A 13,102-nucleotide genomic window follows, 5' to 3' on the forward strand; every position below is an offset into this window, starting at 1 on the left:
CTATGTCCTAGGCTCATTTCGCGGCCGGCGCCGCGGCGGGCGCGGCGGGCGTGGAGGTCGGGGCCGGAGCGGCGGCGGGCGCGGCGGCGGGAGCCGTCGCAGCAGCCGGAGCCTCGGCGCCTTCGGCGGCCGGGGCCGCAGCGGGCGCAGCAGCCGGGGCGGCGACGGCCGGAGCGGCGGGCGCGTCAGCCGTCATGGAGCCGCCCTTCGAAGCCACCCAGGCTTCGAATTCCGGCTGGGTCACGACCTTGATTTCGATCGGCATGAACGCGTGGTCGACGCCGCAGAGTTCCGAGCACTGGCCATAATAGGTGCCGACCTTTTCGGCGCGGAACCAGGTCTCGTTGATACGGCCGGGGACCGCGTCGATCTTCAGGCCGAAGGCCGGCATGGCGAAGGCGTGGATCACGTCGGCGCCGGTGACCAGAACGCGGACGTTCTTGTTGACCGGGACCACCAGCGGTTCGGTCGCCGCCAGACGGTAGGGAACGTTGCGCTTCTTGGCTTCGTCTTCCGGAAGGATGTTCGAAACGAACTCGCTGACCTTCTGGTCCGGCAGCTCGTAGCCCCAGTACCACTGGTAGCCGGTCGCTTTCACGGTCAGGTCCGGCTTGGGCATGTCGTTGTAGGCGAACAGCAGCCGGAACGAGAAGATCGCGATGAACATCAGGATCAGGACGGGAACCACCGTCCAGATCACTTCGATCATCGTGTTGTGGCTCCACTTGGCGGGAACCGGGTTCGACTTCTTGTTGTAGCGGATGACCACCCAGATGAGCAGCGCCAGCACGAACACCGAGATCAGCGTGATGATCGGCAGCTGTATCAAATCGTGGAAGTCGTGCGCCGCGTGCTTCAGCGGCGCAGCCGCCGGCTGCAGGCCGATGCCCTTGGGCGTCGGCTGCCCCACCAATTCTTCCGCGAACGCCTGGACGCCCCAGAACGCCGACGTTGCGCCCGCCGCGGCGGCCGCCGCCCACGTCCGCATGCCCTGAACCCTAGACTTCATGTCCCCTCGGTCTGCTTGGCCGGCCGCGCCTCGCGAAAGACGATCGCCCCCGCCGACTGGAATCGAGGCGGGGACCGCGCAAACCGCGAGGCCCCGCCCTTAAGCCGGGGTCCATACGCGCTCTCCCGGGGCTTGCCAAGACGCCAAGCCCCCCTATGGCGCAATGTCTCGCTGTCGACGTCGCGGCAAGGCCCCGCCAAGGCCTGAAAAACCGGTATCTCGCATAACTTCGGAAGGTTAAGCGCGCGACCGCGCAACAAGGCGCCGATAGACGCGCCGTGGGGTGACGTTTGCGCGCCAAGCCCCTATTTCTGTGGGCTCGTCTCTCGAAAGCCATGTCATGAACGCCCTGACCTCCGCCCCTTCGATCCTCGACTCCGCAGGCGTCGCCCCGGAACGAGCCCGCGAGATCCTCGGCGAAGCGCTGGCCGGAGCCGACGACGGCGAACTGTTCGTCGAACGTTCGGAAAGCGAGGCCTTCCTGTTCGACGACGGACGGCTGAAGTCGGCCTCATATGATTCGTCGGAAGGTTTCGGTCTGCGGGTCGTGGCGGGCGAGACGGCCGGCTATTCGCACTCCAGCGAAGTGTCCGAGGCCGCGCTGAAGCGGGCGGCCCAGTCCTCCGCCCTCGCCAAGCGCGGCTATAGCGGCGTTTCGGCCGAGGGTCCGCGCGCCACCAACACCAAGCTCTACGGCGAAGACGATCCGACCGCCTCGCCCGCCTTCTCCGACAAGGTCGCCCTGCTGCAGGAAATCGACGCGTGGGCGCGGGCGCGGGACCCGCGCGTGGTCCAAGTCATGGCCAGCCTGGCCGGCGAGCGGCGGATCGTCGAGATCCTGCGCGCCGACGGCCGGCTCATCCGCGACGTGCGCCCGCTCTGCCGGGTGAACGTTCAGGTGACGGTCGAAAAGGACGGCAAGCGCGAGAACGGATTCGCCGGGGCCGGCGGGCGCGCCGGCTTCGAGGCCTGGATCACCCCCGACAAGTGGCAGGAGCAGGCCGAGGAGGCCTTGCGCCAGGCCCTGGTCAATCTTGACGCCGTTCCCTGCCCCGCCGGCGAGATGGACGTGGTGCTGGGCCCCGGCTGGAACGGCGTGCTGCTGCACGAGGCGGTCGGCCACGGGCTGGAAGGCGACTTCAATCGCAAGGGCACCTCGGCCTTCTCGGGCAAGATCGGCCAGCGCGTCGCCGCCCCCGGCGTCACGGTCTTCGACGACGGCACCCTGCCCGGCCGCCGCGGCTCGCTGACCGTCGACGACGAGGGCACGCCCACCGAGCGGACGGTCCTGATCGAAGACGGCATCCTGGTCGGCTACATGCACGACCGGATGAGCGCACGCCTGATGGGCCTGACCGCGACCGGCAACGGCCGCCGCCAGTCCTACGCCCACATGCCGATGCCGCGAATGACCAACACCGCCATGCTGGGCGGCGACCACAAGCGCGAGGAGATGATCGCCTCGACCAAGCGCGGCCTCTATTGCGCAAACTTCGGCGGCGGCCAGGTGGACATCACCAACGGCAAGTTCGTCTTCCAATGCACCGAGGCCTACCTGATCGAGGACGGCAAGATCACCACCCCCGTGAAGGGCGCGACCCTGATCGGCGACGGTCCTTCGGCCCTGACGCGCGTGACCATGATCGGCGACGATTTCGACTTCGACCCCGGCGTCGGTGTCTGTGGCAAGTCGGGCCAGAGCGTCCCGGTCGGCGTGGGCCAGCCGTCGCTGAAGATCACCGGACTGACAGTCGGCGGCACCAATATCTGAGACGGTACAAGGGCCGAACCAACGTAACCGCCGGAAACATTTCGGATAATTAATCCACATTTCCTGGATTTAATTGGTCTCCCCCGATCGACGCAGGTCACTTGCGAGCGACCTTGGGGGAGTTTGTTACATGCTTGTTTCGGCTTTTGCGTCCGCACTCGCCATCGGCGCCGCCCAGCCGGCGCAAGATGGTGCGGCCCTGGCCACGCAGCCTGCGGCGGCGCCGACTGAGGGCGTGATCGCCTATCCGCCCGAATTCTTCGCCGCCTCGCAGCCGACGACGGCCCTGGACATGCTTTCGCGCCTGCCGGGCTTCGCCGTGGACACCGGCGACACGGTGCGCGGCTTCGAGGGTGCGGCGGGCAACGTGCTGCTGGACGGCCAGCGTCCGGCCACCAAGACCGACAACCTCGAAGAAATCCTGCGCCGGGTGCCGGCCTCGCAAGTCGCCCGCATCGACCTGATCCGCGGCGGCGCGCCCGGCATCGACATGCAGGGCAAGTCGGTGTTGGCCAACGTGATCCGCAAGCCGGGCGGCGGCTTCCAGGGCGTCGCCGCGGTGTCCGGTCGGGCCGTCTATGACGGCCGCCAGACCCTGACCGGCCGGGTGGAGCTCTCGGGCGGCGACGGCTCGCGCGCCTGGGAGGCCTCGGCCACCTACGGCAAGGGCATCGACGACGGTTCGGGCGAAGGCCCCGGCGTGCGGGTCGCCCCCGACGGGACCGTGCTGCGCCGCTCGGATATCGACGAGGAAGGCGACACCGTCCAGACGACGCTGACCGGCTCGTACGCCATGCCGCTTCTGGGCGGGCGCGCCAAGATCAACGCGCGGCTTTTTAACGACGACTACAAGTTCGACGAACAGACCGTCGTGCGGTTTCCGGCGCTGGAATACAGCTCGGGCATCGAGAATTCCGACAAGCTGGAGACCGAGGTCGGCGGCAGCTTCATTCGCGATCTCGGCGCGCGCACATCGATGGAGCTGATCGGCATCCGCCAGGACGCGCAGCGCGACATTTCCTCGGTGTCGCGTTCCCCGTCGCTCACCTCGGCCTTCGCCCTCGACCGCAAGACCAGCGAGACCATCGGCCGGGCGGTCTTCAAGCACCAGCCGAGCGAACGTCTGTCGCTTGAGACGGGCGGCGAAGTGGCGGTCAACGTGCTGGAGAGCAAGACAAGCTACGCCCGCAACGGCGTGGCCGTGCCGCTGCCGGCGGCGAACGTTCGCGTCGAGGAGCGCCGCGGCGAGGTGTTCGCCAAGGGCGTCTGGCGCCCGTCGCCGCAATGGACGCTGGAAGCGGGCCTTCGCTACGAGGGCTCGGCGATCGAATCGAGCGGCGATGTCGACCTTGAGAAGACGCTCTACTTCCTGAAGCCCCGGGTTGCGGCGACCTGGGCGCCGACCAAGTCGACCCAACTGCGCATGCGCTTCGAGCGCGTGGTCGCCCAACTGAACTTCGACGACTTCGTCGCCGAATCCTCGCTGAACACCGGTGTGATCACCGCCGGCAATCCGGACCTGTCGCCGGAACAGGCCTGGGTCAGCGAGGCCGCGGTCGAACAGCGCTTCGCCAACGGCGTGGTGATCGTGCTGACCGCCCGCCACTTCGCCCTGACCGACGTCATCGACCGGGCGCCGACCTTCCTGCCCACCGGCGTGTTCGACGCGCCGAGCAACATCGGCGATGGAACCAAGGACGAGATTGCGGTGAATCTGAACCTGCCGCTGGAGCCGTTCGGCTTCAAGGGGGCGACCATCCGCGGTGAATCGACGTGGCGCCGATCCGAGGTCACCGACCCGACGACCGGCGACAAGCGCGAGATATCGAACCTGAAACCCGTCGAGTGGGAGTTGCACTTCACCCACGACCTGCCGACCTATCGGCTAAACTGGGGCGTCGACGTGTTCGGCGGCTGGCGCGAGAGCTTCTATCGCTTCGACGAGGTGACGACGGACAAGCTGAAGACGTTCGTGACCCCGTTCATCGAATGGAAGCCGCGCGGCGACATCGTGGTCAGAGCAGAGATCCAGAACGCGACCTCACGAGGCTTCCGCCACACCCGGGCGATCTACGACGGTCCGCGCAGCACCACGCCGCTGCAATACGTAGACGACCGCGACATTCAGATCGGCTCCATCTACTGGGTCCGCGTGCGCAAGACATTCGGGACCTAAGTCCCCGGAAGCAGACATGAAAAAAGGGCCGGGCGCCTCACGGCGGCCGGCCCTTTCATCTGACGACGAGTCTTGGATCAGCTCTCGCGGTCGGCGCGGATCGCCGCCGGGCTCACCGCCTGGCGTTCGCCGTCCAGCACCGGGGCGATCGGCTCCGGCTGCGCGCGGACCGGGTCATTGGCGCCGTGCGACCAGTGCTTGATGAAGAAGCTGAGGGCGACGAAGACCACCCCGACCCCGACGCCGGCCCAGCCGAGCTGAGTGAAGCCCTTCATCGAGGTGGCCAGGGCCGCAGCGGGGTCCAGCACCTGGCCGCCCACGGTCTCAGTGCCCATGGCGCCGGCGATCAGGCCGCCGACGAACTGGGCGATGGACGAGGCCAGAAACCACACCGCCATCATGAAGGACACCACCGAGGCGACCGAGAGCTTGGTCACTTCCGACAGGCCGACCGGCGACAGGAAGAGCTCGCCCGTCGTGTGCAGCATGTAGAGCAGGGCCAGCATGATAAGCGGCAGGCGATAGTTCTCGTCGGCCATGCCCTGTGCCCAGACCACGACCAGGAACCCGAGACCGACCTGCAGCAGGCCGAAGCCGAACTTCAGCACCGGGTTCGGGTCCTTGCCGCGCGCGCCGAGCCAGGCCCAGAGGGCCGCGAAGATCGGGGCGAAGATCAGGATGAAGCCGGCGTTGAACGACTGGGTCTGCGCGGCCGAGATGCCCATCAGATCGACGTTGCGCGCCGCGAACAGGTTCAGCGAAGTCCCCGCCTGTTCGAACAAGGTGAAGAAGACCACGGAGCCGAAGATCAGCACCAGGGCCAGCATCATCCGCTCCCGCTCGATCTTGGTGCACTTCACCGCCAGGAAGTAGGCGATGAAGACCAGGGCCAGCACGGTCGAGATGCTGAGCGCGTAGCCGACCAGCTGGTTGCTCTGGACCAGGAACCAGACCGGGATCACGCCCAGCACCCCGCCGATATAGATCAGCCATTCACGGTTGATCGGGCCCGCGACACGGGCCTTGAGCACCTCAAGGCTCGGCGGCTCGCCCTTGCCTTCGAGGTAGCGCTTGCCGAACACGAAGACGACCCAGCCCAGCGCCATGCCGACGCCGGCAAGGCCGAAGCCGGCCCACCAGCCGACCGTCTGGCCCAGCAGGCCGCAGAGCACCGAGGCCCAGAACGCCCCGAGGTTGATGCCATAGTAGTAGAGGGTGAAGCCCGAATCGCGGCGCGGGTCGCCCTGCGGATAGAGCTGACCGACGATGGTCGAGATATTCGGCTTGAGGAAGCCCACGCCCATGATGATCAGCGAGACCGCCAGGTAGAAGGCGTTCTTGCTGAGCGGATCGACCTGCTTCTCCATGGTGTAGCTGCCTTCCGGCAGCACCGTCGGCAGGGCGCCGCCGGCTTGCAGACCCTTGATCTCCAGGCCGCCGCCCGCGGCGGGACCGAAGTCGTAGGGCTTGTCGCCGACCATCAGCTTGACGCTGCGCGACTCCATCCGCCCCTCGGCCACCACCTCGTATTTCTGGCCGCCATAAACCAGCTGCTGGGTGGCGGGCGTGCCTTCGACCGCCATGGTCAGGTGGCCGGCGACCAGAAGCAGTGCCCCGAAGGCCACCGCCTTGCGGGTGCCGAGATAACGGTCGGCCAGCAGGCCGCCGAGCAGCGGCAGAAGATAGACCAGACTGGTGTAGGAGCCGTACTGCGCTCCAGCGGTGGCGTCGTCGAACAGCAGGTGCTGCGTCAGGTAGAAGATCAGGATGCCCCGCATCCCGTAGTAAGAGAACCGCTCCCACATCTCGGCGAAGAACAGGATGATCAATCCGCGCGGATGCTGTTTCAGCAACTGCAAGAGCACGGGGATCCCGGTCGCCAATGTGATGACGATCCCCAGAAGGACTACGATGTTCATGAGGGCCTAGTGTTCCGATTCCTTGGACGGCCGGCGTTTGCTTTGGGGTCGTTTCCTCCCCGCCGGGCTGGTTTGGCGGGAGAAGATCACGCGGAAGGCCCAAGCACAAGCAATCGGCTTCCAGCCCTCCTGGAGCCGGATGAGATCAGGCGGCGTCGCCTGATCTCATCCGGCTCGCGCTTCAAAAGTTTAGAGCGGGTTGCAGGCGGAAGGCCGTTCGCACTTTTCCTCAACCCGCTCTGGCGTAGAGGGAGCCGCAGGGCCATGTCAGGCGTTGGTTCCGGCGAAGGAGGAGCGTCCATGCTGACACCCGGCCCCGACCACCCCATCGACATCGCCCCGGCCAGGACGCGCTGGCGAGCCATGTACGGCGACCACGTCATCGCCGACAGCGGGGACGTGCTGATCCTGACCGAGGCGAACTATTCGCCGGTGGTGTATTTCCCGCGCGCGGACGTCTCGATGGAGTACTTCTCGCGCACCGATCGGCACACCCATTGCCCGTACAAGGGCGACGCCGCCTATTACACGATCCTGATGGACGGCCGTTTCGCCGAGAACGCGGTCTGGACCTACGAGGAGCCATATCCGGCCATGGAGGCGATCCGCGGGCGGCTGGCCTTCTATCCCGACAAGGTCGAGGTCTATGCGGTCGAGGACATGCTGGTCGATCCCAAGCACCCGCACGCCGCGGTGGACGACATCGTTCAACACACCGACAGCGGATCGGGCGCAAGCCAGCGCGACCACTGGCCGCCCAACGTCGAGAGCCCGACCCGCGACGGCGGCGTGGTCTAGGGACGAACCTTCAGGCCCGCGGCCCGGGCCATTCGGGACGGGCCGCGAGATCCTCTACGGTCATGCCGATCCCCTCGGTCGCTCGGACGGGGATCGCGGCGGCGTCGAAGCCGTCGAGGCAGAAGACGTTGACGCCGTAGTGGTCGGGCGCGGCCCGCTTGCGGTGGAAGGTGTAGATGCCGCAGCGACTGCAGAAGTAGTGCTTCGCCCGCCGGGTGTTCCATTGATAGAGCGAGAGCACGTCCTCGCCGGCCGTGACGGTCAGGGCGCTCTCGTGCACCTTGGCCATCACCGCGTTCTTCTTCACGCACAGCGAGCAGTCGCAGGTGGTGAGTTCGGCGATCTCGCCATGCAGCTCGAAGCGGACCGCGCCGCAGTGGCACGATCCGTTGAGCAGCGGCATCAGTAAGCGAAGTCCTCGAACACGCGGCGAACGTCGCCCTTCCAGGGGCCGTTGTAGAGGTCGAGCAGGCGTTCGGCCGGCGTGACGCCGCTGTCGGCGATCTCTTCCAGTTCCGAAAGATAGCCCGTCTCGTCGACCATGCCGGCGCTGAGCCGGTTGCGGTTCTTGAGGCCCTGCCGGGCGATGGCGACCATGTCCTTGGCCACGTCCTGGACGCTGCGGCCGCCGACCTGCGCCTTCAGGCCGAGGCGCGCGACGTCCGCGCGCAGACGTTCGTGGTCCTCGACCTGCCAGTCCTTGCAGAGGTCCCAAGCGGCCGCGAGCGCGGCCTGGTCGTAGAAGACGCCCGCCCACAGCGCCGGCAGGGCGCAGAGGCGGCTCCAGGGGCCGGAATCGGCGCCACGCATCTCCAGGTACTGCTTCAGACGCACCTCGGGGAAGGCGGTGGTGGTGTGGTCGGCCCAGTCCTTGATCGACGGGCGGTCGCCGGGCAGCTCTTCCAGCTCGCCGGCCATGAACTTGCGGAACGAGCGGCCGGCGAGGTCGACGTACTGGCCGCCGCGCTTGGCGAAGTACATCGGCACGTCGAGGGCGTAGTTGGCGTAGGTCTCGTAGCCGAAGCCGTCGGCGAACACGAAGTCGAGCATGCCCGTGCGGTCCGGATCGGTGTCGGTCCAGACATTGGCGCGCGAGGACAGGAAGCCGCTGGGCTTGCCCTCGATGAAGGGCGAATTGGCGAAAAGCGCGGTGGCGATCGGCTGCAGGGCCAGGCTGGTGCGGAACTTGGCCACCATGTCGGCTTCGGAGCTGAAGTCGAGATTGGCCTGGACCGTGCAGGTGCGGAACATCATGTCGAGGCCGAGCTTGCCGACCTTGGGCATGTACTGCCGCATGATCTTGTAGCGGCCCTTGGGCATGACCGGAATCTCGTCGCGCCGCCAGATCGGCGTGAAGCCAAGGCCTAGGAAGCCTAGGCCGAGCTCGTCGGCGACGGTCTTGACCTCCTCCAGGTGCTGGCCGGTCTCCTCGCAGATGTCGTGCATGGTCTCCAACGGCGCGCCGGAGAGTTCGAACTGGCCGCCCGGCTCCAGGCTCACATTGGCCTTGCCGCGCTCCAGGGCGATGATGTTGTCGCCCTCGTACACACCTTGCCAGCCGAAGCGGGTGAGGCCGTTCAGCAGGGCCTGGATGCCCGCTGGGCCTTCGTAGGGGATGGGGTCGTACGTGCCGAGGCGGAAGACGAACTTCTCGTGCTCGGCGCCCACGCGCCAAGCGCTGGCCGGCTTTTCGCCAGCCTCGAACCAGCGGACGAGGTCCTCAAGCGTGAGGGGTCGGTCGTCGGTCACGACGTCGGCCATCTGGTTCTCCCTAGTAGTCCCTGGGAACAAAACGGCGCGATCTTTACGCCGTTCAGACAGGTGGGCGCAATTCAGGAAACCTCAAGGCCCCGCCAATCGCCCTCACGCCAGTCGCCCCGGGCGGCCTGCCACAGGGTCAGCGCGCTGATCGCGGCGGTGTCTGCCCGAAGGATCCTCGGTCCCAGCGTAGCGGGCGTCGCATAGGGAAGGTTCCGCAAGGTTTCTCGCTCAGCGGGCGAGAAGCCGCCCTCGGGGCCGATCAGGATCGCCCAGGGCGCAGGCGCGGCGCCGGCCAAGGCGTCCAGCACCGGCTTTGCGTCTCCGGCCTCGTCGCAGAACAGCAGGCGGCGTGGGGGCTCCCACTCTTCGATCAGCCTGGAGAGCTTCACCGGCTCGAAGATCTGCGGCACGTCCAGGCGGCCCGTCTGTTCGGCGGCCTCGGCGGCGATGGCCGACAGGCGGTCGATGCGGGTCCGCTCTGGGTTGGTGCGCTCGGTGATCACCAGGCGCACACGGCGCGCGCCCAGCTCGGCGGCCTTCTCGGCGATGGTCTCGACGCGGGCGCGCTTGACCAGGGCGACCACGAGATCGACGTCTGGGCCGATCGCCTGAGGGCGCTCCTGGGCGGTCGGGCGGACGATGACGCCCCGCTTGCCCAAAACTTCGATCGTGGTGCGCCATTCGCCGTCGCGGCCGTTGAAGACCAGAACTTCGTCGCCGACGGCGCGGCGCATGACGGAGACAAGGTAGTGGCTCTGGCCCTGATCGAGGGCGAGGGCGACGCCCTGGGCGAGGTCTGCGGCGACATAGAGGCGGATCATGGAACGAGGTTCTAGCCCTGCGCGTGCGATCAGGACTAGGCTCCGCTTATGGGAAAGTCCGACACCGAAAAAGACGACGCCTACGAGACCGAGCTCGCCAAATTGCAGCTCGCCCTTGTGAAGTACCAACAGCAGGCCATGAAGGGCGGCGACAAGGCGCTGATCATCTTCGAAGGCCGCGACGCCGCCGGCAAGGATGGTGCGATCAGCCGGATGGTCGAGCATCTGTCGATCCGCGCCACGCGGGTGGTGGCCCTGCCCAAGCCGACCGAGCTGGAAAGCAGTCAATGGTATTTCCAACGGTACGTGCCGCACCTGCCGGCCGCCGGCCAGGTCGTGATCTTCAACCGGTCCTGGTACAACCGCGCCGGCGTCGAGCGGGTGATGGGCTTCTCCACCCCGGCCCAGCAGGAGACCTTCCTGCGCGATGTCCCGCACTTCGAGGAGATGCTGATCGAGAGCGGCCTGAAGCTGGTGAAGATCTGGCTCGACATCAGCCGCGATGAACAGGCGCAACGGCTGAAGGAGCGCCGCGAGGACCCGCTGAAGGCGCTTAAGACCAGCCCGCTGGACGACGTCGCCCAGGAAAAATGGGACGATTACAGCGCTGCGCGAAACGAGATGCTGACCCGCACCCACACCCCGCTCGCGCCCTGGACCTGCGTCGTCACCGACAAGAAGAAGCAGGCGCGAATCAACGTCATGCGCCACGTCATCAGGACCATCGCTCCCGAGGACATCGCGGGCGGCGTAGACGAACCGGATCCGAACATCCTGTTCCCGTTCAAGATCGACGTCATCGAACGGCTCAACACGTAGCAGGAGCGTCAGGTGGGGGCGGAGGTGATCTCGGCGCGCGAGGCGCGGCGCATCGCACTGGCTGCGCAGGGCTTCGCCGACAAGCGGCCCGAGACGCCCGGCAAGCGGCATCTGCTGAAGACCATCGAGCGGCTGGGCGTGATCCAGATCGATTCGGTGAACGTCGTCTCGCGCACCCACTATCTGCCGGCCTTCTCGCGCCTGGGCGCCTATCCGCGGCCGCTGCTGGAAGAAGTTGCGTGGGGCAAGCGGCCGGCCCTTGTCGAGTACTGGGCGCACGAGGCCTCGCTACTGCCGGCGGCCACCCACCGGCTGCTGCGCTGGCGGATGGACGACGCGCGCGAGGGCGTCGGCACCTGGAAGGGAATCGCCCGCTTCCTGCGCACCCATGCCGACTTCATCGACAAGTGCCTGGCCGAGATCGAGACCCGCGGGCCGATGCCGGCCTCGGAGCTCAGCCTCGGGGCCAAGGGCGCCGGCAGCTGGTGGGGCTGGAGCGAGGGCAAGCGGGCGCTGGAGAGCCTGTTCTGGGTCGGCGACCTGACCACCGCCACCCGACGCGGCACGTTCGAGCGGGTCTATGGCCTGCCAGACAAGGTGCTGCCCAAGGAGGCGCGCGGCGAGCCGCCGCCCCGCGCGGAAGCGCAGCGCGAGCTGCTTCGCATCGCCGCCCGCGCCCAAGGCGTCGCGACCGAGCGCGATCTGCGCGACTACTTCCGCATGGGTGTCGCCGAGACCAAGGCGCGCATCGCCGAGCTGGTGGAGGCGGGCGACCTCGTCGAGACGAAGGTCAAGGGCTGGGACGGCGCCGCCTACCTGCATCGCGAGGCGCGCCGACCGCGGAAAATCCTCGCCAACGCGCTGCTCTCGCCGTTCGACAACCTGATCTGGTTCCGCGAGCGGACCGAACGGCTGTTCGGGACCCGGGTGCGGCTGGAGATCTACACCCCCGCGCACAAGCGGGTGCACGGCTATTACGTCCTGCCCTTCCTGCAGGGCGAGGCGATCACGGCCCGCGTCGACCTGAAGGCCGAGCGCAAGAAGGGCGTGCTTATGGTCCAGGCCACGCACGCCGAGCCCGACGCGGACGCGGTGACGCCGGAGCTGCTGGCGGCCGAACTGCGGCTGATGGCCGACTGGCTGGGGCTCGACCGCGTCGAGGTCGCGCCCAAGGGCGACTTGGCGGCGCAGTTGGCGGCGGCTGTCGCCTAGGCCTTCGGCGTCATCACCAGCCACGGCGTGGCGGCGAGGCGGAATTCCCACACCGCCAGGAGCTGGTCGAGGTGGCCGGCGCCCTTCAGGAAGTCCGGCAGCGGCAGGGTCTTGGGCTGAGGGTCCAGTCGCACGATGTCGTGGGTCGGGGTGAAGCGCTCGACGAGCCGCTCCAGCACGCCCTTGCGATAGACGTCGTGGGTCTCGACGATGAGGTTCATCCCCGCCAGCGCCGGCGACAGATCTGGACGGAGCAGATCGTCCTCCGCCCCCTCGATATCGACCAGCACCAGGCAGCGGCGGTCCTTGAACGCCTCGAAGCCGTCCGGCTCGAACCGCTCACCGATAATCACCCGGCCCTGGACGCCGTTGCGGGCGGCGAGATCGGCGCAGGCGGCGCGCGCCTTCTCCTGGATGTCGAAGGCGTGGACGGTGACGCCCGGCATCATCCGCGCCAGCCCGACAGCGTAGTAGCCCTCGGCGCAGCCGACATCGATTACGCAGTCCGGCGCATCGGCGGCGAAGCGGGCGAGATAGGGATGCAGCTCGGACTCGTAGGTCCCGATCAACCGCGGCGTCAGGGCGCCTTCCGTCGCGACGGTCAGGTATTCCATGCCCGCGAACGGCCCTTGCAGGACCTTCGCACCATGGTGGCGCACATAGGCGTCGCCGATGGCGCGCGAACGCCAGATCGCCAGCACGCGGAGGACCGAGTTCAGCTCGCGCGGATCGGCCAGCGGCGGATCGCGCGCCAACCGATCACGCAACCACTGAACCACCTGCTCGACATACGACATGAAAAACCCCCAGGGCCTC

11 protein-coding genes are annotated in these 13,102 nt (G+C 67.4%); 5 read left to right on the forward strand and 6 right to left on the reverse strand.

Annotation, left to right across the window (positions count from 1 at the left end):
- Positions 1–13: 13 nt before the first annotated feature.
- A complete protein-coding gene (gene coxB, locus ACE3T2_RS08110) occupies positions 14–1,009 on the reverse strand; it encodes a cytochrome c oxidase subunit II (protein WP_374656545.1) in 996 nt (331 codons plus the stop codon).
- A gap of 340 nt (positions 1,010–1,349) precedes the next feature.
- On the opposite strand from coxB, the gene tldD reads away from it, so the two are divergent.
- Together tldD and ACE3T2_RS08120 are read left to right on the forward strand one after the other, a co-directional pair.
- Positions 1,350–2,780, forward strand: coding sequence for a metalloprotease TldD (gene tldD, locus ACE3T2_RS08115; RefSeq protein ID WP_374656547.1), 1,431 nt, complete (start codon positions 1,350–1,352; stop codon positions 2,778–2,780).
- Positions 2,781–2,910: 130 nt separating this feature from the next.
- On the forward strand, positions 2,911–4,956 hold the full coding sequence (locus tag ACE3T2_RS08120) for a TonB-dependent receptor plug domain-containing protein (protein ID WP_374656549.1): 2,046 nt from the start codon (positions 2,911–2,913) through the stop codon (positions 4,954–4,956).
- A 77-nt stretch (positions 4,957–5,033) separates the two neighbouring features.
- Here the strand turns inward: ACE3T2_RS08120 and ACE3T2_RS08125 are convergent, their stop codons facing one another.
- Positions 5,034–6,875, reverse strand: a complete 1,842-nt coding sequence (locus tag ACE3T2_RS08125; RefSeq protein ID WP_374656551.1) for a peptide MFS transporter — start codon at positions 6,873–6,875, stop codon at positions 5,034–5,036.
- A gap of 300 nt (positions 6,876–7,175) precedes the next feature.
- Between ACE3T2_RS08125 and ACE3T2_RS08130 the strand changes: the two genes are divergently transcribed.
- A complete protein-coding gene (locus ACE3T2_RS08130; protein WP_374656553.1) occupies positions 7,176–7,673 on the forward strand; it encodes a DUF427 domain-containing protein in 498 nt (165 codons plus the stop codon).
- A 10-nt stretch (positions 7,674–7,683) separates the two neighbouring features.
- Here ACE3T2_RS08130 and ACE3T2_RS08135 read toward each other — a convergent pair whose 3' ends face one another.
- The 3 genes from ACE3T2_RS08135 to ACE3T2_RS08145 form a co-directional block, all read right to left on the reverse strand.
- On the reverse strand, positions 7,684–8,076 hold the full coding sequence (locus ACE3T2_RS08135; protein WP_374656555.1) for a GFA family protein: 393 nt from the start codon (positions 8,074–8,076) through the stop codon (positions 7,684–7,686).
- On the reverse strand, positions 8,076–9,434 hold the full coding sequence (locus ACE3T2_RS08140; RefSeq protein WP_374656557.1) for a glutamate--cysteine ligase: 1,359 nt from the start codon (positions 9,432–9,434) through the stop codon (positions 8,076–8,078). Before ACE3T2_RS08140 ends, ACE3T2_RS08135 begins: the two co-directional genes overlap by 1 nt.
- Before the next feature lie 71 nt (positions 9,435–9,505).
- Positions 9,506–10,255 (reverse strand): 16S rRNA (uracil(1498)-N(3))-methyltransferase, encoded by a 750-nt coding sequence (locus ACE3T2_RS08145; RefSeq protein ID WP_374656559.1) that lies wholly within the window; start codon positions 10,253–10,255, stop codon positions 9,506–9,508.
- 48 nt (positions 10,256–10,303) lie between these two features.
- On the opposite strand from ACE3T2_RS08145, the gene ppk2 reads away from it, so the two are divergent.
- Positions 10,304–11,074 (forward strand): polyphosphate kinase 2, encoded by a 771-nt coding sequence (gene ppk2 / locus ACE3T2_RS08150; protein ID WP_374656561.1) that lies wholly within the window; start codon positions 10,304–10,306, stop codon positions 11,072–11,074.
- A 12-nt stretch (positions 11,075–11,086) separates the two neighbouring features.
- Complete coding sequence (locus ACE3T2_RS08155; protein WP_374656563.1) at positions 11,087–12,286, forward strand: winged helix-turn-helix domain-containing protein; 1,200 nt, start codon at positions 11,087–11,089, stop codon at positions 12,284–12,286.
- Here the strand turns inward: ACE3T2_RS08155 and ACE3T2_RS08160 are convergent.
- Entirely contained in the window at positions 12,283–13,083 is an 801-nt protein-coding gene (locus tag ACE3T2_RS08160) for a hypothetical protein (protein WP_374656565.1), read from the reverse strand. The two genes, ACE3T2_RS08155 and ACE3T2_RS08160, sit on opposite strands and share 4 nt — an antisense overlap.
- Between the last annotated feature and the right edge of the window lie 19 nt (positions 13,084–13,102).

The sequence above is a fragment of the Phenylobacterium sp. genome, from assembly GCF_041919955.1.
Lineage (GTDB): Bacteria > Pseudomonadota > Alphaproteobacteria > Caulobacterales > Caulobacteraceae > Phenylobacterium.